The 24,646-nt window shown below is 33.8% G+C and carries 28 protein-coding genes; 6 read left to right on the top strand and 22 right to left on the bottom strand.

Translation table 11 applies throughout. From position 1 onward, the window contains the following. Positions 1-8: 8 nt before the first annotated feature. Entirely contained in the window at positions 9-1,583 is a 1,575-nt protein-coding gene (fadX, locus tag SH09_RS00640) for a fatty acid degradation protein FadX (RefSeq protein ID WP_042737683.1), read from the bottom strand. Positions 1,584-2,039: 456 nt separating this feature from the next. Between fadX and SH09_RS00645 the strand changes: the two genes are divergently transcribed. Together SH09_RS00645 and SH09_RS00650 are read left to right on the top strand one after the other, a co-directional pair. Next, on the top strand, positions 2,040-2,288 hold the full coding sequence (locus SH09_RS00645; RefSeq protein WP_042737684.1) for a type II toxin-antitoxin system Phd/YefM family antitoxin: 249 nt from the start codon (positions 2,040-2,042) through the stop codon (positions 2,286-2,288). Further along, on the top strand, positions 2,289-2,558 hold the full coding sequence (locus SH09_RS00650; protein WP_042737685.1) for a Txe/YoeB family addiction module toxin: 270 nt from the start codon (positions 2,289-2,291) through the stop codon (positions 2,556-2,558). It begins immediately after the preceding gene. A 300-nt stretch (positions 2,559-2,858) separates the two neighbouring features. On the opposite strand, the gene SH09_RS00655 is transcribed toward SH09_RS00650, so the two are convergent. The 6 genes from SH09_RS00655 to SH09_RS00675 form a co-directional block, all read right to left on the bottom strand. Then, positions 2,859-3,053, bottom strand: a complete 195-nt coding sequence (locus SH09_RS00655) for a hypothetical protein (RefSeq protein WP_042737686.1) — start codon at positions 3,051-3,053, stop codon at positions 2,859-2,861. A 52-nt stretch (positions 3,054-3,105) separates the two neighbouring features. Then, positions 3,106-3,282, bottom strand: coding sequence for a hypothetical protein (locus SH09_RS16950; RefSeq protein ID WP_162846324.1), 177 nt, complete (start codon positions 3,280-3,282; stop codon positions 3,106-3,108). Between the two features lie 19 nt (positions 3,283-3,301). Further along, positions 3,302-3,859 (bottom strand): hypothetical protein, encoded by a 558-nt coding sequence (locus SH09_RS00660; RefSeq protein WP_042737687.1) that lies wholly within the window; start codon positions 3,857-3,859, stop codon positions 3,302-3,304. A gap of 310 nt (positions 3,860-4,169) precedes the next feature. Further along, positions 4,170-4,901, bottom strand: coding sequence for a CPBP family intramembrane glutamic endopeptidase (locus SH09_RS00665; protein ID WP_157947227.1), 732 nt, complete (start codon positions 4,899-4,901; stop codon positions 4,170-4,172). Between the two features lie 147 nt (positions 4,902-5,048). Then, a complete protein-coding gene (locus SH09_RS00670; RefSeq protein ID WP_052495388.1) occupies positions 5,049-5,645 on the bottom strand; it encodes a hypothetical protein in 597 nt (198 codons plus the stop codon). Further along, positions 5,635-6,027: a hypothetical protein gene (locus SH09_RS00675; RefSeq protein ID WP_052495389.1), complete on the bottom strand. Its 393-nt coding sequence runs from the start codon at positions 6,025-6,027 to the stop codon at positions 5,635-5,637. Before SH09_RS00675 ends, SH09_RS00670 begins: the two co-directional genes overlap by 11 nt. A gap of 385 nt (positions 6,028-6,412) precedes the next feature. On the opposite strand from SH09_RS00675, the gene SH09_RS00680 reads away from it, so the two are divergent. Beyond that, on the top strand, positions 6,413-6,784 hold the full coding sequence (locus SH09_RS00680) for a hypothetical protein (protein ID WP_042737689.1): 372 nt from the start codon (positions 6,413-6,415) through the stop codon (positions 6,782-6,784). Positions 6,785-6,948: 164 nt separating this feature from the next. Here SH09_RS00680 and SH09_RS00685 read toward each other — a convergent pair whose 3' ends face one another. From SH09_RS00685 to SH09_RS00725, 9 genes are all read right to left on the bottom strand, one after another. Continuing rightward, the gene (locus SH09_RS00685) at positions 6,949-8,322 is read right to left on the bottom strand and encodes an MFS transporter (RefSeq protein ID WP_042737690.1); all 1,374 of its coding nucleotides are present in this window, start codon (positions 8,320-8,322) and stop codon (positions 6,949-6,951) included. A 444-nt stretch (positions 8,323-8,766) separates the two neighbouring features. Then, on the bottom strand, positions 8,767-9,144 hold the full coding sequence (locus SH09_RS00690; RefSeq protein WP_042737691.1) for a nuclear transport factor 2 family protein: 378 nt from the start codon (positions 9,142-9,144) through the stop codon (positions 8,767-8,769). Between the two features lie 108 nt (positions 9,145-9,252). Next, complete coding sequence (locus tag SH09_RS00695; protein ID WP_042737692.1) at positions 9,253-9,612, bottom strand: DUF1304 domain-containing protein; 360 nt, start codon at positions 9,610-9,612, stop codon at positions 9,253-9,255. A gap of 180 nt (positions 9,613-9,792) precedes the next feature. Next, a complete protein-coding gene (locus tag SH09_RS00700; RefSeq protein ID WP_042737693.1) occupies positions 9,793-10,413 on the bottom strand; it encodes an FMN-binding negative transcriptional regulator in 621 nt (206 codons plus the stop codon). Positions 10,414-10,420: 7 nt separating this feature from the next. Next, positions 10,421-10,936 (bottom strand): GNAT family N-acetyltransferase, encoded by a 516-nt coding sequence (locus SH09_RS00705; RefSeq protein WP_042737694.1) that lies wholly within the window; start codon positions 10,934-10,936, stop codon positions 10,421-10,423. A 15-nt stretch (positions 10,937-10,951) separates the two neighbouring features. Next, on the bottom strand, positions 10,952-11,404 hold the full coding sequence (locus SH09_RS00710) for a MarR family winged helix-turn-helix transcriptional regulator (protein WP_042737695.1): 453 nt from the start codon (positions 11,402-11,404) through the stop codon (positions 10,952-10,954). A 146-nt stretch (positions 11,405-11,550) separates the two neighbouring features. Next, positions 11,551-12,981 carry an APC family permease gene (locus SH09_RS00715; RefSeq protein ID WP_042737696.1) on the bottom strand — a complete coding sequence of 477 codons (1,431 nt, stop codon included), beginning with the start codon at positions 12,979-12,981 and terminating at the stop codon, positions 11,551-11,553. A 200-nt stretch (positions 12,982-13,181) separates the two neighbouring features. Then, a complete protein-coding gene (locus SH09_RS00720) occupies positions 13,182-14,192 on the bottom strand; it encodes an LLM class flavin-dependent oxidoreductase (protein WP_042737697.1) in 1,011 nt (336 codons plus the stop codon). A 21-nt stretch (positions 14,193-14,213) separates the two neighbouring features. Next, positions 14,214-15,257 (bottom strand): NADH:flavin oxidoreductase/NADH oxidase, encoded by a 1,044-nt coding sequence (locus SH09_RS00725; RefSeq protein WP_042737698.1) that lies wholly within the window; start codon positions 15,255-15,257, stop codon positions 14,214-14,216. A gap of 186 nt (positions 15,258-15,443) precedes the next feature. Between SH09_RS00725 and SH09_RS00730 the strand changes: the two genes are divergently transcribed. Further along, entirely contained in the window at positions 15,444-16,277 is an 834-nt protein-coding gene (locus tag SH09_RS00730; protein WP_042737699.1) for an aldo/keto reductase, read from the top strand. A 172-nt stretch (positions 16,278-16,449) separates the two neighbouring features. Here the strand turns inward: SH09_RS00730 and SH09_RS00735 are convergent, their stop codons facing one another. The 6 genes from SH09_RS00735 to SH09_RS00760 all read right to left on the bottom strand — a co-directional run bounded on the left by SH09_RS00735 (position 16,450) and on the right by SH09_RS00760 (position 22,061). Further along, positions 16,450-17,457: a quinone oxidoreductase family protein gene (locus SH09_RS00735; RefSeq protein ID WP_042737700.1), complete on the bottom strand. Its 1,008-nt coding sequence runs from the start codon at positions 17,455-17,457 to the stop codon at positions 16,450-16,452. Positions 17,458-17,492: 35 nt separating this feature from the next. Then, positions 17,493-18,344, bottom strand: coding sequence for an aldo/keto reductase (locus tag SH09_RS00740; RefSeq protein ID WP_042737701.1), 852 nt, complete (start codon positions 18,342-18,344; stop codon positions 17,493-17,495). Positions 18,345-18,414: 70 nt separating this feature from the next. Then, positions 18,415-19,395, bottom strand: a complete 981-nt coding sequence (locus SH09_RS00745; RefSeq protein WP_042737702.1) for an aldo/keto reductase — start codon at positions 19,393-19,395, stop codon at positions 18,415-18,417. Between the two features lie 131 nt (positions 19,396-19,526). Further along, positions 19,527-20,426, bottom strand: a complete 900-nt coding sequence (locus SH09_RS00750) for a LysR family transcriptional regulator (protein WP_042737703.1) — start codon at positions 20,424-20,426, stop codon at positions 19,527-19,529. A gap of 174 nt (positions 20,427-20,600) precedes the next feature. Beyond that, positions 20,601-21,503 carry an ABC transporter substrate-binding protein gene (locus SH09_RS00755; RefSeq protein ID WP_042737704.1) on the bottom strand — a complete coding sequence of 301 codons (903 nt, stop codon included), beginning with the start codon at positions 21,501-21,503 and terminating at the stop codon, positions 20,601-20,603. Positions 21,504-21,764: 261 nt separating this feature from the next. Further along, positions 21,765-22,061 (bottom strand): hypothetical protein, encoded by a 297-nt coding sequence (locus SH09_RS00760; RefSeq protein ID WP_042737705.1) that lies wholly within the window; start codon positions 22,059-22,061, stop codon positions 21,765-21,767. Positions 22,062-22,421: 360 nt separating this feature from the next. On the opposite strand from SH09_RS00760, the gene SH09_RS00765 reads away from it, so the two are divergent. Together SH09_RS00765 and feoB are read left to right on the top strand one after the other, a co-directional pair. Continuing rightward, positions 22,422-22,658, top strand: a complete 237-nt coding sequence (locus SH09_RS00765) for a FeoA family protein (protein WP_042737706.1) — start codon at positions 22,422-22,424, stop codon at positions 22,656-22,658. Further along, on the top strand, positions 22,651-24,645 hold the full coding sequence (gene feoB / locus SH09_RS00770; protein ID WP_042737707.1) for a ferrous iron transport protein B: 1,995 nt from the start codon (positions 22,651-22,653) through the stop codon (positions 24,643-24,645). Before SH09_RS00765 ends, feoB begins: the two co-directional genes overlap by 8 nt. Position 24,646: the final 1 nt, after the last annotated feature.

Below are 24,646 nucleotides of genomic sequence, written 5' to 3' on the forward strand. Positions count from 1 at the left end.
CTCCCCCTTTAAATACGATCTTCCGACCTAATGACTTGAGCTAAACCTCCCCATTTGTCATGATAAATCGCCGGATTAGTCACCTTTATATCCTCTGCAACCATTGGTTTGAAATCCATATGTGCCAGAATATCTTTCTCGATGTCTAGACCTGGTGCGATTTCAATTAATTTCAAGCCGTTATTCATGAGTTCAAATACACCCCGTTCAGTGACAAAGTAAACTTCCTGACCAAGTTCCTGTGCATATTGTGCATTAAAGTCTACACTGCCCACATGTTGCACAAATTTATGCGTGTGTCCTTGTTTATTTATATCAATCTGTCCATCCTTGAAATCAAGTTGACCCCCGGCAACCATTGTTCCTGAAAAAACAATGCGCTTTACCGTCTGACTAATATCAATAAAGCCACCACAACCATTCATTTTGTCACCAAATTTTGAAACATTGACATTACCTACCGCATCAACCTCTGCAAAACTTAAATAAGCAACATCTACTCCGCCGTTATAAATAAAATCCCAAGTTTGATCATGCCTCATTTGCGCACTAACATTGTAATTCATTCCAAAGTTTTGTCCGCTACTAATCATGCCTCCAAACACACCTGTATCAATATTCAATTGCACAAGATGATTCGCATTCTCTTCAATTAATACATTCGACAAGTCATTATTGATACCAAAGCCTATACTCACTACATCTTCTGCCTTTAAAAATTGAGCAGCTCGACGTAATATTACTTTGCGAATGCTTAATGGTAAGAAAGGTTCTCGAATTTCTGGAATACGATATTCACCAGCAAGTGCAGGATCATAATAATGCTGCATTACTTGTCTATGGTATTTTGGATTTTCATTTACAACGATATAATCAACTAATTTTCCAGGAATAAAGACATCTCGCGGATTAAATTTTCCATTCTCAATAACCGCTTTAACTTGCACGATGACTTTACCACCATTATTATGTGCCTTTAGTGCTACACTATAACCCTCACCAAGATGGGCTTCATGCGTCATATAAATATTCCCATCTTGATCTGCATAAGTTCCTCTTAACAAAGCAATATCAATATTTGGAAAATCATATTTCAAATATTGTCGATGATCAACTTCTACTAGGCTCACCAAATCTTTTGTAGTTCGTTGATTCACTTTACCTCCTCGATATCTAGGATCAACATTCGTATGCAAACCAATTCGTGTTAAATAGTCAGGTGAAGCAGCTGTATGATTACGATAATGTGTCGTCAGTACACCTTGAGGTATATAGTATGCCTCAATTTCATTGTCCTTCATCGCACGAATTGTTTCTGGTGATGCTGTTATAATGCTCGTAATCAACCTTTTTATCATATTTCTTGTTACAAATGAATCTAAATCAACACCATCCCCCCGATAGTCGCTGATATCATTGGCTAACATAAACGTTAAATTCTTAGGTGTCTGCAACTCATCATAGTGATCAACCAATGCCTTTAGTAAGGCTACCGGCAAGTTAGCTGATGACAAAGCAGCTATAGCAATTGTATTATCGTCCTTTATAATGTCTGTTACTTCAGATAATGGAATAATCTTCATACCAATAATCTCCTATCATTCATTAAATGCAACACAACAATTCGACGCTAAGTTTAACCATCATCCCCCTTTAAATATGTAAGCCCTTTCATGTAATATACCATTAATTTTGAGAAATATGCAAAAATTTAAAATTTTATAACTATTATAGAAACGATACACTTATGAAACGATACGTAACTTTGCGTGTAAATAGAAACCGCAAGGGGCAAGGTTATTTACTTATTCATAATATAAATTTGGATTTTGCTATTTTTGTGGTTGTTAAAAGATATCAGACAGAATGTATCTGATTCAAAAAAATATTAATTTTATTGGCTACTTTGAAAATTATACTCAGCATAATTCAACCTATCGTAATTATTATTGATTGTTAGTACATTGAAAGTTTATATAGATTAAAAAATTGTACAATTATAGTGATTATAATTTAACCACTATAAGGAGGCATTTTATATGACTGTTAAATCTTATTCATATGTACGTGAACATTTTAAAGATATGATTAATAAAGTTAATGATGATAGTGACACAATAACTATTACTACAAAAGATCGTAATGCAGTTCTGATGTCAGAAGATAATTATAATGAAATCATGGAAACTCTATACTTACAACAAAATCCTGCTAATGCGAAACATCTATCAGAATCCATTGAAAACTTGGAACGTGGAAATGTAAAAACTAAGGACATTTTGATATAAATGATTAAATTGAACATTACCTTTTCGCCACAAGCATTTGATGATTATGAGTTTTTTCAAAACAAGGATAGAAAGATGGTTAAAAGAATTAATCAATTATTAAAAAGTATCTCTAGAGATGGTGCTTTAGAGAGTATAGGCAAACCAGAAAAGCTAGTTGGCAATTTTTCTGGGTATTATAGTAGACGAATTAATCAAGAACATAGACTAGTATATACGGTAAATGACAGTGCTACATTAGTGGCATCTTGTAGATATCACTACAAATAAAGATTCTCAGATATAAAGTTCTAGGACAAACATCAGAAGCCTGTAGATGCGTTATTGTATATTGAATGATTTATGCTCAAATACAAATAAGACACATTTAACTCGAGAATCTCAAGGTATTTAATGTAAAACCTTAATATCTAGATAGTATTTTAGCAAGACTCCTGAGGGAACAGGGCAAGCTGAAGCTGTCACCTTTTTTTGGTTTTAGACTTCTTGGTCTTATCTATAGGGTCTTTCCAAAATAAAAATACTGTCTCTAATATACTCGCGATTGCTTTTAATATTGGTTCCATAAATTTATCCTCGCTCCTTTTCGTAATACTCTTTTTTTAAATCATTTAATTCTCTTTCTAAATGATCAACTTTTTTAATGTATGAAATAAGGTATCGGATTCCATATATAATTAAGATCACCACAAACGCTATACTGATGTCGATTAATGTAACGAATGTTGTACTTAAAGAAAATGCTCCTAAAATTAAACCATTCATAATTTCACCCCTAACAATTGTTATATTAAATAGTACTTATTCATGTTTGAGTTTACTTTTCGTCACTTCGTTTGTATCTCTTAAATATTTTAACTATATAGTGGGCAATCACTAGAAGCGGTATAGATACTAACATACAAATAAACACATTATGCTTTTCATAAAAACCACTTAACGATAACGACACAGAAATAATGAAGTACGAACATACGACTATAATATCTCTCAATTTACAACCTCCTTTTAAATTATTTCAACCCTACTTTTTTATATGTATAAACCATAATAATGACAACAAGACTAACTACACTTAGAATTATTGAAAATTCACTTGTCTCAACTGGCTTAAAATAACCCGTTGTAATCAAACGCTCTGACGACAAATAGATCAATATATAGGCAATAATGCCACCTAGTAATCTAGTGAGTGATAGTATGGCTAATTTTGTATACGTTCCTGCATACATAAACGCTATTGCTACAAGTAATAAGAAAGGTATATAACCCCACATTGTACTCGTATAGTAGTCTGTTACGATTGCTAAATATTCTATAGGTAATACCGCTAAAATATACATATACTCTTTTAATTTACTTTTCATTTTTTCTTTCTTTTCTTTTCTTTTCTTTTTAGGTGCTAATTTATCAATTAAAGGTCTAATAAAAATACTTAAAATTAAAAAAGATAAGACAATCAAATGATTACCATTTGATTCAGATTTATTATTAATAAAAAAGACAATGACTAAAGCCCAAATGATATACCATAGTACAAATAAAGCTATCCTTAATTTATTATTCTGCATATATACTCCTTGGCATTATATTTAAAACACAAACTATGTTAATGCAATATTATATTTATTGATAGTCTATATTGTTTTTATTTTTTGTGCTTGACTATGACTTGCACACACATTGTTTCATATATACATCAATCACATAAACTTTGAGATTATATTGTTCAATTAACATCAAATCTTCAATTGTTCAAATTTATCGTTTCTAAACTTCACCTAATATATTAGTTAGTTAACAACAATAAAAAGACAATAAAAAAAGACGGCTATTAACCGTCTTTTTTGCACTGTGTATAATCAATATTGCCAATAAATATTACGTAAATACCATAACTAACATAGCAATACCTGCCATAGCATTGTTCAACATATGTACCATCATGCTATCTTTCAAGTTTTTACGTCTGTTGTAAACTAAGTAAAAAAACATACCCAAAGTCATATACATCAAAAAGCTAATCCAGTTTGTAGAGCCATGGAGTGATGAGAATATTGCTGAAGATATAATCAATGGTAAAAGAAACGCCGACTTTTTAAATATAGTTTCCTTAAAAATACCTCTAAACAGTAATTCTTCTAAAAATGGGGCTACAAAAATAATGACAATTAAGAAAAATAGCAATCCTATTACTGATCCAACACTTAAATCGTTCAATTGTTCCATTTGATTTAGCAAGATTTTATCATTTTCCGAAATGTTATCGCCAAATACCGATTGCATAATAAGAGTAAAAACACCAATCGTAATACGTAAAACAATAAACCACAAAATGTTAATCAAAATATCTTTTAATCCAAATCGATGTTGAAGTGTTTCATAGCTTTTTTTATGGTAATACCATCTAAATAACCACATTATAAATATAGTCCAAATAATCCCCAATACCGTTATGCCTATAACAATCCATAAACTTGCATGATTGACGACAGAATAAATAATTGATCCCGCAATCATCGTAGGTGATGACACTAGGAACATTAATCCTATAAATATTAATATATTAATAATGCGATTCCCTTTTGGTTTAACACTATTTGAGTAGTCCATGTTCCCCATCCTTTTCAACTCTTTTTATACTATACATTAGATAATAGCATAGTATCACTGACTGCCACATTATTGTTTACACTTTTATATCTATTATTTTCTGTCTTTTTCATATAAAATTGTAAATTTCGTGATTAAATAACCATGTTACTTATGAGTCGTTATCAACTTACCATTCTTATATTTCACATGTGCACCCTTTTGAATTGCATCGTAATCCTTTTTAGGGACAACAATTAAATGTTCTTTATCTCGTTTATCTTTAATTGTAATCGTATATAGCTTATCTTTTGCAGTCATATTATTCTGTAATATATGATGTTGCTGCTTAATGTTGAGATTATGATGTTGCATTACAATCCAAAAAAACAAAGTATTGTTGAAATACATTGATGCCAATCGCTGATCATTATAAGGTGCAGTAGGCGTAATAAAGGAATGATAAGGTCTTGATAAAGGTTTCGTACTACTTGTTTTACTATTCACTTTTTGTGACGTCGCATTTCTCGAACTATTGATATTAGTAGACATATTACTTTGTGCAGCACGTGATGCTACACTCGCACGAGCACTTGAAGACGTACTCGTCGTACTACTTGTTGACGAACTGCTACTTGAACTACTTGAACTGCTCGTACTGCTTGAGCTACTTGAACCACTACTACCAATAGCTGCTGTCACAGGTGAAAAGACAAGTCCCAACATGGCAAGCGTACAAACCCAAACGCTGACCTTATTTATCATCTTTACTTACCTCTCCTTTATCTTTAACTTCACCTTCAATTTCATTATTATCGTATGTCATATATGGCAGTCGATAGACGTGATACTTCTTGCCATCTTTTACAACGTATGGTTTTTGTTTACTATCTTTCAAGATATGTTCATAAACATTTTTACTTTCCGTTGTATATGTATGCGTTTTGCCTTTTTTGTCTTTATATCCAATTTCTGCTCTTGGATAATCTTCATCACCGTTGGCTAACTGTTCAAAATATACGAGCTCTTGCTTATGTTTGTTAACCGTTTCTTGCTTTGGCTTTTTTTCTTCACCATCATCACATCCGACAATTAAGACGGCAATTATTGCAATACCAATTAAACTTATAATATTTTTGATTTTCATATTGTATACCTCCCATACTACATATTAACAAATATAAAACTATTTGTTATTAATTAAATTTAATTTATATGTTAATAAAATATAAAGTAGCACCAATACAAAAGTGTTATTTTACAGTAAAAATATTTATTTTCTAATATTAGTGGAAAATATGGAAATATATTCAATTCTAAAATTATTAAAATTTTGTTTGAAAATGGTTTTGTACATATTATAACAAGTGATTAATAATTTAGATGACTATGAATATGCATGATGACGTCACACGTTTTTGCCTGCTCAACAAATAATGACATCAACTGTTCCTACGCTTTGTTTTCCATTTTGTTAGATATTCACTGTTTTAAGTATAGCTTTTCAAAGATTATGATTAGGCGGTGGTATGATGAAAATAGAACAATGTATTGAAGATTTTATGAATAGTATTGTTAAAAGGGACGCCGAACTATTTTGTAGTTTATTATGTCCAAATTCTCTTTCTCGCATTCGTAAACGAATGTATACGAATAAAAAATATAAAAGTATTAATCGCTTTGTTAAAGAACAATACTTAGATAAACTGACACGTCTTGTTGCGCCAACTTATAAATATGATTATTTCAAAGATGGTAATAAATATATCGTCAGTTATCGTTTTCCGCAAAATAATACTTATTTAAAAACTGTATTCATTATTTATGCGAGCGACCCTACGTTATTAATAAATTTAGATATCAATAAAGTTCAAGTAAAGGTGCATTATAATACACAGATATGACTAACATTCATTTAAAGTTAAATTGTATAGTAATAGTAAGCATTAACGCCAAACACAAAAAGAGGTAACATTCATTATTCACCTGTGGCACAATAAACTGCACAGTTATTAATGATGTTACCTCTTTATTTAATCTACTTAATTCACTTTATCCATACTAGTACTTAAGCTTTTGTATGCTTAGGAATAATCAATTGTGTCATAATAACACCTGTCGCCATAATGCACAATGTGATTAGAAACGTACCCATAGCAGCCATTTCTATTGTCGTATGTGTTTGTAATATTGCATAAACTGTAGTACTTACTGCAATACCAAAGGCTCCACCAAGTGTCGCACACATTTTATATAAACCTGTGGCTAGCCCTACCTTTTCATCTGGCACAGTTAATAAGGCAACCGTTAGTCCTGGGGTTGCGCATAAGCCATTACCGATAGCACAAATAACAAAGCCAATTGTCGCAGCCATGATGTACCACTGGGCTGGTAACATAGTCAAACTAATCAGTACGAGACCCATTGTTGGGAACAGTGGCCCTACTAACAACATCGGTTTACCACCATATCTCACTGATAATCGTTCTCCTATGCGCACCATAAAGATCGCCATTAACACATAAGGCACTGTAACCAGGCCAGCTTGAAAGGCATTTAAGCCAATTGCGGTTTGTACATACATATTAAATACGGTCATCATGCCAATACCTGAATTCAAGATTACATTACTTAACGAAGATCCTACAAATGCACGGTGTTTAAATAATGAAAAATCAATAAACGGCATTGCCTTTTTACGTTCAAATAATACAAATACTATACCTGAAATTAAAAATACAACGAGGCAGCTTACTGAAAATACACTTAACCAACCACGTTCGAAACCTTGCGTCATAAACAAAGTAACACTGCCTATCATAACGGCAAACAAACACATGCCGATATAGTCAAAAGGTTGACGATCAATGATTTCCTTCTCTACTTCTTTAGTTCCTATCAACAATACAAATGCAATCAGTGCGATTACTATTGAAATGACAAAGTTAACTTGCCAAGTCATATAAGTCGCTACAAAACCGCCGACCATCGATGCAAAGCCAACGCCTCCTACACTTGCAATCATTAAATAACTAAAGGCTTTACGCAGATCCTGTCCTTTAAATTGATCATTTAATACGCCGACCGTTGCTGGTAATAGTATTGCTGCTGATAATCCTTGTAGAATCCTACCCACAATAAGTAGCGCAGTGACGCTAGAAATAATGATTAGCAATGAGCCAATCACACTTAAGATAATACCGATATACGTCATTTTCAACTTACCAATTTTATCTGCGACGTCTCCAGCTCCCACCATAAAAATGCCTGTAGCAAACGATGCCAGGCTCACTGATAAATTAACGACACCAGTCATCGTGTGATATGTTGCTTGTACTTCCGTAGATATATTTATAAACGATTGTGCAAATAGCCAATACGTTAACACACTAAATACTATAGCTAAAATCAATTTGTTTCCCGATTTTTGCTTGGTAACCATGATGTGTTTGACCTCCTAATCTATATTGATGTATATATTTCAATTACAATATTGCTTGTCGAGCACTTATATGATTAGACTTTCCCCACACATCAAGTCATTACTGGTCATACTTTTCTAGTGATAACACGTTTAACGTCTTATCTATCTATAAATATTCGTTGCTATTACTCGAATATTGTAATCTTAGAAAAATATACACAAGTATGATGGTACCACAAATTTATATTAATGGAGTCTTATTTTTTCAGTAATTTTTCAAAGCAAGTGCAAGTCAGTATTAATTCAATTACCATCCGCAACATTATTCAATATTTCAAAAAAAAAGGTAACATCGCGTCTCATAAACGTATGTGGTATACCTACTTAACGTTTAACTTTAAGTCGTTAACCGTTCAACCACTACTCAAGACACATTGTTACCTGTTTCGATAGTAATATAATTTAATTTACCGATGAAAATAAGCCACTATCATCTGGTTTGTTTTCCAAATAAGTAATTTGATGGTGTTCATTTAATTTCGCAATATCTATACCTTCTTGCGTATAAACACCTGTTTCATAACGTTTACCACAAACCGCCCATCGCGTTTGAAAGCTACCGTCTTCATTTTCTATCCAACCATCATACATATGTTTCAAATCTGCATTGATTTCAAACACTTTACGTACAAACTGTTTCCAAGCTTCAATGCCGTGATAAGCTTGACCATTTAATACAAAGGTAATATCTTCACTAAATAGTGCCACTAAACGATTGAAACTCTCTTCACTCACACGCGAGTCATCAAATAATTTAAAATATGCATCCAATGTTTCCATAACATTCACCTACAATTTCTTAGCTAATTTCAACCTATTCGGTTATTTCCCGGGAATTAAGCCACTACACAACAATGTAGCGGCTTTTCTAAACCTCACAAATATAATTTAAAAGAACAATGAGATTAATGTAATAATTGGCAAACCACCTTGTTTCAATATAATACTCTTATCACTAGATAGCCCACCATAAATCGCAACGATAATGATATAAACCAATATCACTGCAACCATTTCTTTGGGGTGACTTGCAAATGCAACGGCGTACAATAGTACAAGACCAATTACACCATTATACACACCTTGATTCTTAAGTAGTACGTTGACATTAGCATCTTGTAACTTCTCTTTTGAAATCTTAAATACTCTACTCGTACTAGCAGAAGTGGTAGCAAAGGTTTCTAAATACATAATATAAAAGAACTCCAAAGCCACTAATACAGTTAAAATGACTGAAACAATATTCATTAAGGTCATCTCCATTTAAATAAATTTTGTCATTTAATCTTTTAATATGCTAATTACCTACAATTATTAGCATAAATAAGTTGATTCCTACATTCTACTGTACTTAATCGTGGACTACCAGAATTTTTTCTTTCACTATAGTTATGATCATGATTCAGTGTTTCTATAACAACGAATTCCTTATTTCGAGCGTCCTTGTTCTTTCGCCATTGCTTCGGCAACTGCACGGTCTAAATGATTGTCAGAATGATCCAGTGTATCAATAATATTATCTTTGTCTGTCGTACTACGACTTTGACTTAATTTATACGCCGCAAAAATTTCTGTTACTTTTATACGGAATCCCTTAACACCTTTCATCTGACGCTTTGTTCTTTCAGACATATTGTTCCAAGTAGCACCTTGATCTCGCTGCCCTTCATATTTATCCAATAGCATCGTCAAATCAGATACCAGTTCCTCTTCCGTTAACAACCTACTCTTACCATATACTTGTACACTTTGATAATTCCAAGTCGGAACATCTTCATCTTCGTACCAAGTAGAAGAAATATACGCATGAGGCCCTTGAAAAATAACTAAGATATTCTCTCCATGATCTAATGTTTGCCATTGCTGGTTCCCCTTCGCAACGTGTCCTGTAATATATAATGTTTCCTCATCTTCCTGAACATTTACAGGAACATGTGTCGCTATTGGTTTGCCTTCCACAGTCGAAATAACAGTAACAAAGTTATGACGTTGCATAAATGCTTTGATCTCTTGATAATCCTCTTTAGTATATTGTTTTGGAATGTACATTGCTATGCTAATCCTCCTTTATAGGACGAGATATAATATAATCAATTTGTCTTTCATCCCCCATGTAAAATGCATGCTCATCAATTTTGGTAAATCCTAAACGTTTATAAAATTGTATAGCATTATCATTCTTCTCCCATACACCGAGCCATATACGATTACAGTTATTTTCAGTTGCCACAGTTAAAGCATGCTCAAATAACTGCTTTCCTAAGCCAAACTTTTGATAATCCTTTGCTATATAAATACGTTCAATTTCTAAATTATTTCCTGGGTACTGTTCCGTTTGTGCATCTAAAATATTTACTTTCAAATAACCAGCCAATTGTTGATGATAATAAATCACATAAAAATATGAATGTGGATGTTCAATTTCACTTAATAATTTAGCTGTCGTAAAAGCATTTGCTAAATATTGATCAATATTCTCTGGTTTATTCTGTGATCTAAACGTTTCATCAAATGTTTGAATACTTAAATCCTTCAAAATGTCGATATCTGCTTTAGTACATGCTTGTATCAATTTTTCACCCCATCTTTAATAATCACGCTTATTACCTTTTTTGACATACAACCAATCATCTGAAATATTATCTTTAACTCTTTGAAGCATAGAGGCTAATTCTGTAATTTCTGTTTCTGAAAAATGATTAAGTGCGACCTTATTAGAATGTTCATTTTCTCTAATAATCAATGGATATAAAGCTTGGCCTTTGTCAGTCGCATACAATAATTTATTCTTCTTATTATCATCATCTGCTATTTTCTCAACAAATCCATTCTTAACCAAATTGCTCACAGCGCGTGATGCCGTAGTTCTATCAATTTTCAACATTTCAGCTAATTTTTCTTGAATAATTCCAGGATGCTCACAAATTCTAACTAAATAAACAAATTGCCCTTTAGCTAAATTCAATTCTTTAAATTCAATATTACTAATTGAATCAAGTGCCCTGGCAATAACACCTATATCTCTCAATATATCTTTCATTTTCAAACTCCTTTTTGTTGCATTTGCAACATAATTACAATATACCATACTTTTTGAAAATTAAAACCCTCTGATACTTTAAATATTTACAAATAAAAAAGCTGCAACAGATGTTAACCATCTATCACAGCTTGATATTCCATAAATTACTGTACTTTCTTTTCTTTTATCATGCTTTTTGTAACGTAAAATAGGTAATAGGCAATCCCTATGACAAACCACATCAACGTATAGAATTTAGCTTGACCACTCAATCCCCAAAATACCGCAAAGATACAAATAAAAATAATTAATGGCATTACTGGATAAAGTGGTAATTTAAATCCAGGCTCTGGTAAATCTTTACCTTCTCTTCTACGTAGTCCATACATACCAACTGTCACAAACATAAATGCAACAAGTGTACCTGCAGATATGAGCTGTGCTAAGAATGCAAATGGGAAGACCGACCCTACTAATACTGCAACAACTGTTAAGACTAATAAAGCTCTATTCGGTAAATGTTTATTGTTTAATCGTCCAATCCAAGCTGGCAAGATACCATCTCTACCAAATGAATACAACAAACGGGAACCAGCTAACATCATACCAATTAATGCCGTAAACATACCGATTACCGACACTGCTTGAACAATAATAGCTACCGTTTCATGACCGCTCGTACGTAATGCCCAACCTACAGGTTCAGCGTTGTCTTTATACTGAGAATAGTCAAACATACCTACGAGTACTAAAGACACAGCTACAAACAATGTCACCGCAATGACCAATGACCCAAGAATACCACGTGGCATTGTCTTATGTGGATTAATGGCTTCACCCGAGTTCGCAGCAATCGAATCAAAACCGATATACGAAATAAATATGACTGAACTTCCGGCATAGATACCTTGCCAACCACCAAAGGCACCATCAGCAGTCATCTTATATTCAGGAATAAATGGCACATAGTGTCCTATATCTACTACACTTAAACCAACAATTAAAAATAGTAATATTGCCAATACTTTTAGCACCACTAATATATTTTGTACACGTGCGGTTTCTGATGCCCCACGAGATAATAACAAAGCAGTAATAATAATTACGATAGCCGCAATTAAATCAATGATACCGCCATTTGTCCCTAATGAATTAGATAGTGCATCCGGTAACTTCACATGGAAAGGTTCAAACAATCCCCTTAAATTCGCAGAAAATCCAGACGCAACAAATGCGACGGCAATAATATATTCAGCAATTAATGCCCAACCTACTAACCAGCCAAAAAATTCACCATACAATATACTAATCCAAGTATATGCCGAACCTGCAACTGGCATGGCTGATGACATCTCTGCATAAACAAAGGCAACCAGTGCCGCTACAATAGCAGAAACAAGAAATGACAAACTTACAGAAGGGCCTGTATGGTCAGCAGCAACAACACCCGGTAAGGTGAATATTGCCGTAGAAACGATTGTCCCTACACCTAATGCAAGAAAGTCTCTAACCCTAAGCGTACGCTCTAAATGCGCATCTTTATTTTGATAAAGTGAAAAATCCTCTTTTTTCAATATTCTTTTAATAAAATTCATTCTAAATTACTCCTTGATGTATTAAAAACAAACACGTTTTTAAGTATAATCATTTTTGAATATAATGTATATATGAATTTTTGAGGAATTATTAACATTTTTGGATATTCTTTATAACTTTTGCTTATAATTTCATTTATTATAGAACTTAACGTTAATTTGCACTTATTGTTACAAACATTATTCTTATTATTTCTATACTATAATGTATTAGTCACTTCTTTTAATAATTTGAGCGAATTTTTTCTCGCTTCAAAGTCATAAATAGGACTCAACGTCATCACTTCATCTATAGCTAACTCAAATTTTAACGACTTCAATTGCTGTGTAACAGTAGCTTTATCACCTATAACATACGTGTCCTTAATCATTTCTATTTCTGCCCATTCTTTGTCAGTTTGTACTTCACTTAACGCTTTATCAGGTGCTATAAGCCTTGATAACACACCTCTATGCAGATAAAATTGCGCATGTAATGCACTTTTAGCAAGTGTTTGTGCATGTTCATTTGTATCTGCCATAATTGTTTTAATTGCTACGATTACCTTGGGTTCTGAAAGTATAGCTGACGGCTGAAATTGTTCACGATACAGTGTAATCGCTTCTTCCATCGCACCTGTTTCATAATTAATAAAATGCGCAAAAACATAAGGTAAACCTTGTTCTGCAGCTAACTTTGCCGAATCATTACTCGATCCTAGCAACCATAATTCTGCTGGTTCCATAACTTTAGGTGTCGTCTGCAATCCTTTGACTACAGAACCTTCGGGCACTGTATTCTTAAAGTAATGTGCAATTTCATTCAATTTTTGTGGAAATTGATCTACATTGCGTTTAGCAATGACACCGCTTTGTAATGCAATGTTGGACAGGTGATGGCCACCAGGTGCTCGACCCACTCCTAAATCTACTCTACCAGGTGCCAATGCACTCATAACATTAAACATTTCCGCTACCTTATAAGAGCTGTAATGAGTAAGCATCACCCCACCAGTACCAACACGAATGTTTGCCGTCTTAGAAAGTAGATATGAAGCCAATACCTCAGGGGCAGACCCTGCAAGTGCATCTGTACTATGATGTTCGGATAACCAATAGCGTGTATAGCCCAGTTCATCTAAATATTGTGCCAATGCCACAGTATTACTAAATTCTCGCTCACTCGACTCCCCTTCAATCAATTGTGTTTGATCTAAAATACTGACATCCATCATACTCACTCCTCGTTCAATTTAACCTCTAAATCCAGGTTGATATTGTGTTGGTACAATCTCTTCTTTAGCAATCTTTCTCAATTGTTCATTAGCCGTCAATGGCCAATACGGATTACGCAATAATCCTCTACCAATCGCTACCATATCCGCTTCATTATTACCAATAACGGCATTAGCTAAAATTGGATCATCCAAACGGCCAACAGCAATAACTGGTATGTTTAATGCTTCCTTTACCTTTCTGGCATATGGTAGTTGATATCCAGCATGTGTGCCAGGTCTACCATGCGGCGATATAGGTCCTTCTCCACCAGCAGAAACATCAATTACATCAGCACCCGCTTCATAATATGTACGCGCAATATCAATTCCTGTTTCAATACCATATCCATCATCAACAAATTCTGTTGCAGAAATACGTACGATAAGTGGCATTTCGTTTGGCATTTCTGCTCTAGCAGCAGCAATAACTTTTTCACCAAATAATGTAAGTCTTTCACCAAATTCATCTCCGCGTTGATTAGAACGTGGCGAATGAAATTGATGTATTAAATACCCATGTGCGCCATGTATTTCAATTGCATCAAATCCTGCATCTACTGCAGCTCTTACAGAATAGCGATATTTCTCAATCATTTGATACACTTCCGCATTCTCCAATGCACGAGGTGTCTTAAATGTTTCATCAAATGGAATCGCAGAAGGACCAACTGGTGTTTCTGCATGCTCTGCCTTTCTACCTGCATGCCCTATTTGAATCGCCGCTTTTGCACCATATTGATGAATGCCATCAACAATAGCCTGTAATTTTGTTTTCTGAGTTTCATTCCATAATCCCAAACAAAAATCTGTAATTCTACCATCTGGTTCAATGTTAGTCATTTCAACCATGACTAATCCTGACCCACCAATTGCTCTACTAATATAATGATGATGATGCCAATCTGTAGCTATCCCATCCTTTTCTATAACACTATATTGACACATCGGTGACATCATAATGCGATTCTTTAATGTTAAACCTTTTAAATCGACTGGTGTAAATAGGTGATTATCTTTCATTTTTAACGACCTCACTTTATAATTTGTATGCACACGCATATAATCACACACGAAATGCCTATAGTCAAATAATTAATTTTTAATAGTTACTTAAAAGTGCGTACTTTTATTTTTTAAAATAAATGTTTACAATGAGAATCATAAATCTTATATATGCACAAGCATATAATTTAAAGGAGCGTTATTATGCAACATATTGAATTTTATAATGGCAACACAATGCCACAATTAGGTTTAGGTGTATTCAGAGTAGAAAATGATGACACAGCCAAAGATGCAGTCAAACATGCAATTGTTAATGGCTATCGTAGTATTGACACAGCATTAATTTATGGTAATGAAGAACATGTTGGCTTAGGTATTAAAGAAGGTATTGCAGAAGCTGGAATTACTAGAGAAGATTTATTCATTACTTCAAAATTATGGTTAACTGACTACGGTCAAGACAATGTAGCTGCTGGTTATCAGAAGTCGTTAGATAGTCTTGGTTTAGATTATTTAGACTTATACTTAATCCACTGGCCAGGTACTGATGAAGCAGTCATGATTGATACTTGGAAAGGTATGGAAGCATTGTATGAAGCTGGCAAAGTGAAGAACATCGGCGTAAGTAACTTTACAGAAGATAATTTGGAAACATTAAAGGCACATACTTCAATCAAACCAGTAATCAACCAAGTTGAATTTCATCCTTATTTAACTCAACGTAATTTAAGAAATTATTTGGCGAGTGAAAATATTCAAGCAGAATCATGGTCACCATTAATGAACGCTGAAATTTTAACAGACGAAACTGTAAATGATATTGCACAAGAATTAGGTAAATCACCTGCCCAAGTCGTAATCAGATGGAATATTGATCATGGTGTTGTCACTATACCTAAATCTATTACACCTCATAGAATAGACGAAAATTTAAATGTCTTTGACTTCTCACTATCAACAGAACAAATTGAACGTATTGATGCATTAAATCAAGATAGAAGAATTGGTCCAAACCCTGTTGAATTTAACGGATAAGAATAGCATATTACATGATATAACAAAGCAGTAGATACAGAATATAGACTAAAGTGAATCCTTATGAAAGCAGTCATATAATCTATAAAAGCCCTTAAATGAATCTAATTTCATTTAAGGGCTTTCGTTATAGGTATACCTTATCCTTATAATAACTTACTATATCATTCAACTATTCTGAAATTCGAATAACAATTTTACCAAAATTTTCACCATTCGATAATGCTTCCAATGCCTTTGGTGTTTCATCTAGATTATAACGTGCACCTATGACAGGTTTAATTTGGTGTTGTTCAACAAGGTCAATCATATCTTTAAAGTCATCAGGACTGCCCATTGTTGAACCCAATAAAGTCATTTCTTTTAATGTCATTGTCGGCAATAATAAATTGGGTACAGGGCCACGTGTTGCCCCAAAGCTAACGATTCGGCTACCTAATTTACCAATATTGATAAAGGATTTAAATGACTCTCCACCAATACTATCTATAGTTAAATCTATACCTTGTGATTGATTTAGTAATTCATTTTCCCAATCCGCATCCTTATAGTTCACACCGGCTTGTGCTCCAAGTTTAAGTGCAAAATCAAGTTTCTCTTGTTGGCTTGAAGATACATACACATTCGCTCCTAAGGCTTTAGCAAATTGAATTAAGTACGTTGCAACACCGCCACCAGCACCAGGAATAAACACATTTTCGTTTGCTTGCACCTTACCTTTTGTAATGAGTGCGCGATATCCTGTTAATCCTGATAATGGTAGTGCAGCAGCTTCTTCCCATGTTAAATGTTGGGGTTTAGGATAAACATTTTCGACTGGGATTTTAACAAATTCTGCAAATGTGCCATCATAAGGCATTCCTAAAATGGTAAAGTCTGCACTTTTAACTTTAGGATTATCTCCCCAATTCAAGCCAGGGTTAATAATTATTTCATCACCTACAGAAACATCTGCTACACCATCACCAACTGCAACAACTTCTCCAGCACCATCAGAACCAATGATTTTTGGCACTTCTGTTCCTGGATAACTGCCACTTGCTATCATCACGTCACGTCTATTTAAGGCAGCAGCCTTTAACTTAACAACAACATCGCCTTCACTAGCAACTGGTGTTGGCACTTCTTCTACAGCTAAACGATAATTATCTTCTATATTGTTTAATACGATAGCTTTCATCTATTTACATTATCTCCCTTCAAAAATCCTCTCAATTAGTCATGTATCTTCCAATTATTAAACATCTCTACTGTCTCAACAGTCTGTCGGTCAATATATAAACTTTTCCCTTGATCTAGTGTTTTAATTTTATTCATTTCTTCTTCTGTTAATTCAAAATCCCACACATCAAGATTTTCTTCTATTCTATTTCTATGCGTGGATTTCGGAATGACTGAGATACCACGTTGGATATGCCAACGTAACATAATTTGAGGTACTGTTTTTTGATGTACTTTAGCAATATCACTTAAGATACTATTGTTTAATACTTCTTCTGAAGTTTTAGCTAATGGTGACCACGCTTGTGGTTGAATATCATATGCTTTCATCACATCAATTGCTGCTTGCTGTTGGAAGAAAGGATGCATTTCAATTTGTAATACTGCTGGAACAATTTTATTATTCATAATCAAATCTACCAAAGGTGCATTATCAAAGTTACTTAAACCAATTGCTCTAATTTTTCCTTCTTCATAAAGCTCTTCCATAGCACGCCAAGAACCATAATAATCATTGAATGGCTGGTGAATTAGATACAAATCAATATACTCTAATCCTAATTTCTCTAATGAGGTTTCAAAAGCTTGTTTTGCTGCTTCATATCCTGCATCTTGCACCCATAACTTTGTCGTAATAAATAATTCTTCTCTTGGCACATTAGACTTTCGAATTGCAGCTCCTACAGCCTCTTCATTCATATATGCTGAAGCCGTATCAATTAATCTATAGCCTGCATCTAATGCATCTAACACGGCTTGTTCACAAACGTCTAAATCTTCTATTGTAAATACGCCAAATCCTTCAGTTGGCATTTCAACACCATTATTTAATGTTACGTATTCCATATGTGTAATTCCTCCAATTTAATTGTTTAATCATAATGCATAAGTTGGATCAAATCTTACGTCATCATCGTTACTCCATATCTTGTAACTTAGCGATATCTTTATCTGTACGATTTCCATATATTTGTATCTTTGACAGTTCATGCTCTAACGCTAAATATGCTTCATCAGTTAATTTAACATCTGCCGCTCCTAAATTTTCATCTACTCTATTTTCCTTTCTCATACCTGGAATAGGTACAATAAATGGTTCTTTATACAGCATCCATGCTAATGAAATTTGAGCAGGTGTTGCTTGTTGTTCGTCAGCATACTTTTGTATCAAATCGATGAGTGGTTGATTTTTATTTACATTTTCTTTGTTGAATCGTGTAATTACACGTCGGACATCATCACCTTGATATTGATCTTCATTACTATATTTTCCAGATAAAAAACCACTTGCCAAAGGTGAGAATGGTACAAATCCAATGTTCAATTCCTTACAAGTAGGAATAACATCTTGTTCAAATTGACGTTCCATCATTGAATATTCACTTTGAACTGCAGTAAGTGGTGTAATCTCATGCGCTCTTCTGATTTGTTCAGCAATTGGTTGTGACTGACCCCAACCACGAATTTTACCTTCAACAATTAGTTTCCCCATAACTCTTGCTACATCTTCGACAGGGATATCATCATTCACGCGATGTTGGTAATAAATATCTAAATAATCCGTGCGTAATTTCTCAAGAGAGGCATCTAAATGTGCTCTAATATGCGCTTCTAATGACTCAAATGAATCCCCAACAGCCTCACTATCAATAAATAACTTAGACGCTAGAATAATATGCTCCCTAAATGGTTCTATAGCTTTCCCTACTAATCTTTCATTATGTCCATCTCCGTATACCTCAGCAGTGTCAAAGAATGTACATCCTTTGTCATAAGCCAATCGCATTAGTCTAATTGCTTCTTCTTCACTAGGTATCTCGCCATATCCATGACTAAAGCCCATACAGCCATAACCGATACTAGAAACCTCGATATTTCTAAGTTTTCTATAATTCATTGTCAGACCCCCTATTTTTCTACAACACGATATTTCATATTTTTGAATACAATCACAGTATAAAAAAAGAACACCTTATGTAGAAGATGTTCTTTAGACCAACGTTATAACCAAATGGTTATAACTAACTATTAAATTTTATTTGTTAATACTTGTTGTAGTTGCTGTATAACATCGACAACATGCGCCGGTAGCAAATCAGAATAAAAGACACCAAAGGTAAATTCACAGTCCCATGCTAATGGCTGTAGTTGTACTAATGGATGCACATTATCCCATTCATCCGATGTCAGTACCAAACAGTCCTTACGTACTGCATCATTAAACGTATGTGTATTGTAGATAGTTGTATCTTCAATTTGAATATCAGGGAGTTGTTGTAATTGTTGACGTACAACATCAAAGGCATCACTAATACCCTCTTCCAACATAATAATCTTTTGATGGTTCAAATCTTGAACAGTCAATGTACCACTTTGATTAAACAATTTATTTTGAGGTGGGACACCGATTCGAACCGGCGTTTGATACAATTCTACGCCTTCACATTGAAAGTAATTAAGCAATGCGCGATCTAAAAAGCCGATGACAATATCAATCGATTCGCCTATATTTTGTAATATATGATTAATTTTGTCTTCCGAATTTTCAAATGGTACGATATTCAACTGCAAATGATCACGATTCGCCTTGATAGTAGGCCAATGTTTTACTAACACATCACCAGGGGTCATTGGTGATACACCCAAATTGATAACTTGTTGGTTCTGTTCTTCTATCTTTTTCGCTTTAGACAATGCATCATCCGCGTAGTTAATTAAATTTTTACTTGCTTCATAAATAATCTTTCCAGATTCTGTCAATGTCACACCTTGGGCATTTCTATTCAATAAAGTTAAACCCAAATTTTTCTCTAATGCATTGATTTGTTTAATAACGGCAGATGCTGAAATATATAACTCTATAGACGCTTTATTAAAGCTACCTAAATCTACTACCTTTAAAAAGGTTTTAATCTGTAAATTATACATTTTTACTCCTTACTATAATCATAATATATGAATTACTGCTGTTAACCCCTTTCCGATATGAAATTCAGCCATATATGAATACGTTAAGTATAGCAAATTAAATTTTGAATGCTGTACGCTTAAACTTAAAAACATTCAACCACCTATTAAATTAGATAGTTGAATGTTTTGATATTATTTACCCAATAGTTTGTTTTTTAACTCTTTTCGTTCATAATCTAATGAATAAGGGTCGTTAAACCAATAAGTTTCAGCCTTCACATTAATCACTCGTCCCTGCTTAACTGCTGGAATGTTTTTCCACATTTCTGTTTTTTCAAATTCAGGTTGAGCTTTACCTTCACTCATCGTGATAATATAATCTCCTGAATACTGCGGTAATTTTTCTTGGGATAACTCTTTCCATCCCTCTTTCTTCACAGCTTTCTGCAACGCGGTTGGCATATTTAAATCAAACGCTTGATAAACAACTTCGCCACCACGGCCCCATGATTCACCAAAGGCATAAATTGTCTTGCTAAAATCATCAAATATAGAAACTGTAGCATCTTCACCTATATGCTGTTTAATTTCATGTGCATCTTTTTTCGTCTGCTTATTCCAACTATTTACCCATTGTTTTGCTTCTGTTTCTTTACCTAAAATCTTCCCTAATTCAATTTGTGTAGCTAAGTAGTCTTTTTTACCATAGGTTATAGGTATTGTTGTCGCTATTTTATTATACTTTTTAATATTTTTATCAGTTGAATCCACAATAATTAAATCTGGTTTCAATTTAGCCACTTTTTCGACATCATTTTCATTTAACTTATGCGTATCTTTGAACTTTTCTTTTAATACTGCACTTTTTTCTATATCTTTCGTCACACCAACAATATTGCCGCCTAAATATTTTAATCCACCGGCATATGTATTTGCTACAACAACAATTCGCTTAGGATCTTTGGGTACTTGTACCTTTTTACCACTATCCAATGTATAATCCCTTGTTTCTACTTTCTTAGTCGCTTTAGACTGTGCACTACATGAAGCTAATAACAGTACGGCTAACAATACTATGACACTATACTTTCTCATCACTACACTCTCTTTTATTGAAAACGATTATCATTATCAATTTTATGGGTTTTACAATCAATAATCAATGACTTTAATAAATTTTTACATAATTAAATAACGCAATAATTTAAGTTTTAATAACAATTTGCCACTTACAATGATATATTCTGTGTACTCTGAATTCATTTCACACAAAAAGCTGTTATAAATAAAGTTAATCACTTCACTCATAACAGCTAATATCTCGTCTGCATCATATTCAATTATAAATTCCCTTCCTTATTCAAGTCTGTGCAATAGCTCTGCTTTAATAACCTTTATCGCTTCGTTATAATCCTTGTTACTACTTTCTTGTGCATTGACAATCAACAAATCAATTAAGAATTCATTTGTTTTCTCGCTAACTTCATGTTCAAACTGATGTAAATGGGCTTCGGATGTGTTCGTATTCTCTTTAATAATTTGATAATATTGGTCAGCACCTAGTCCTCCTTCATCAATCATGACAGAAATGTCATTAGAGCGTGTTTCGTTTATACGTTTGACTTTAATACGTTTATTCTCGCGTACGACCATTTGAACTCCCTCCTTAATATACATGTTCATCCGTATATAAAAGATTCATAGCTAATAAATGATGTACTTCTGTGATTATCTTGCATCTTGGCTATGTAACATTCCCTTGTGATTACAGTAGGTTACCTCTATTTACTACAGTGTAATATTACAACCAAGAAAACACAACCCTTTTGCTCACTTTTTAATTTATTACTATATTTATTTTATATAATTTTTAATGCAGATAAATTCCTATGCTATATTCAAATCTTTTTAACAGAATATTCACAATTATTATAATAATTTTATACAATTTCTTTTGTCGCAGTAGTATAATTGATAACGATTATTATTTGTATTTAAGAAAGAGTGATCAATATGTTGAATATTAAGACTGGAAGCTTAAATAAGCGCTACACAGTAAAGCACATGAACATTAAAAATGATAGCATGGTACAGCGTTTAAACGCCTTAGGTTTAAACCACGGAACCGATTTGAAGATCAAACAAAGATGTTTATTTAAAGGACCTTGTATCTTAGAGGTAAACGGACAACATTTGAGTATTCGCGGTTGTGATGCATGTCAGATCTTTCTAGAGGAAGCTCATGGCTAATAGTTATTGTATCTTAGGAAACCCCAATGTAGGAAAGACATCTTTGTTTAACGCACTTACTGGCACATACGAATATGTAGGCAACTGGAGCGGAGTTACCGTTGAAAAGAAAGTTGGCCGATTAAAGGATAATTTAGGGGATCTTGTAGATTTACCTGGTATTTACGAAGTATCACCTATTTCCAAAGACGAAACTGTTGTTACGGATTATCTATTAAACGATTCTTACACAGGCATGCTTAATATTGTCGATGCAAGTCAGCTGAAACGTAATTTACAACTTACAGTACAACTGATGGAACTTGGTGCACCTCTAATTATTGGGCTCAATATGGTGGATGTAGCTGCTAAACGTGGAATACATATCGATCATCAAGCCCTCATGCGCAAGTTAAAGACACCACTTATGCCTATTATTGCACGTAAGGGTAAAGGCACACAGAAAGTGTTGGACGCGCTGAAAGATGATTGCCTCACACGTCGCTCTCCTTTAAAAATAAACTATGGTGACGACATAGAAGAAACACTTATGAAGATTCAACACCTTATCGGTCAACATTCTGTCATTAACAAGCATCATTTGCGTTTTGTTGCGATACAATTTTTACTCAATAATCCTAAAATATATGATCAACTCGATGCCACTGTAATCGCTCAAATCGAACCTTTAAGAGTCGCACTAGCAAATACCTTGTCACAATCTATTCGTACATGTATTCACGATGCTCGAGCTACATACATAGATACATTATTAGAGGGTGTCGTTGAATATCCAGATGAAGAAAAGCAATATTTCTCAAATCGCTTAGATAAGTTATTAACACATCGCATTCTTGGTATTCCAATATTTCTTGGCATCATGTGGTTAATTTTCCAAATTACATTCACCTGGGTTGGGACACCGATATCCGATCAACTCGATGATTTCTTTGGTGGTACCCTTACTGATTCGGTAAAAGCAAGCATGGATTATTTGCATATTTTCCCATTTTTACAGGACCTAGTTACTGATGGCATCATCGCAGGTGTAGGCGCTGTATTAGTATTCGTACCACAAATTCTCGTCCTATTCTTCTTTATATCATTATTAGAAGATTCAGGATACATGGCCCGTATTGCTATTCTGATGGACAGAATAATGGAGGTGTTTGGTTTAAGTGGTAAATCATTTATTCCAATGATTATTGGGTTTGGTTGTAACGTACCAAGTATTATGGCTGCACGTAGTATCGAGAGTGAAAAAGAACGATTAACTACTATATTAATTGCACCATTCATGTCTTGTTCTGCGAGATTACCAGTCTACGCCTTATTTGTAGGTATATTCTTTAAATCGCATCAAGCACTTATTGTACTAAGCTTATACGTCTTAGGTATCGTCGTCGCTTTATTGACGAGTGTATTACTTACCAAGACAGTGCTAAAAAATGATGATTCTGTATTTATTATTGAATTGCCTACATATCGCTTACCTTCAATCAAGACTTTATGGAGAAGTACTTGGGAAAAGGCCAAAGGATTTGTTAAAAAAGCTGGAACATTTATATTCGGTGGTTCCGTTGTCATTTGGTTATTAAACTACACAGGTCCAGGTGGCTTTGATGTAGAAATTAATCAAAGTTTCTTGCACATGATTGGTAGCTTCTTTGCTGTATTAGTTACACCATTGGGATTTGGTACATGGCAAGCCGGTGCTACTTTGATACCTGGATTCTTAGCAAAAGAAGTCATTGTCAGTTCAATGGCAATCATTTATTCATCGGATGAAGCGGGACTTGTCAATGTAGTCCAAAGTCACTTCACACCATTGACAGCATATTCATTTATGGTATTCATCCTTTTATATATTCCATGTTTATCTACCGTCGCTACCATTCGTAAGGAGACATATTCCGTAAAATGGACTGTTTTAGCAGTCGTTTATCCTATCGCTGTAGCTTATGTATTATCTTTAGCACTTTACCAAATCGGACAATTATTTATCTAAG

Origin of the sequence: Staphylococcus gallinarum (assembly GCF_000875895.1) — a bacterium.
GTDB classification, from domain to species: domain Bacteria; phylum Bacillota; class Bacilli; order Staphylococcales; family Staphylococcaceae; genus Staphylococcus; species Staphylococcus gallinarum.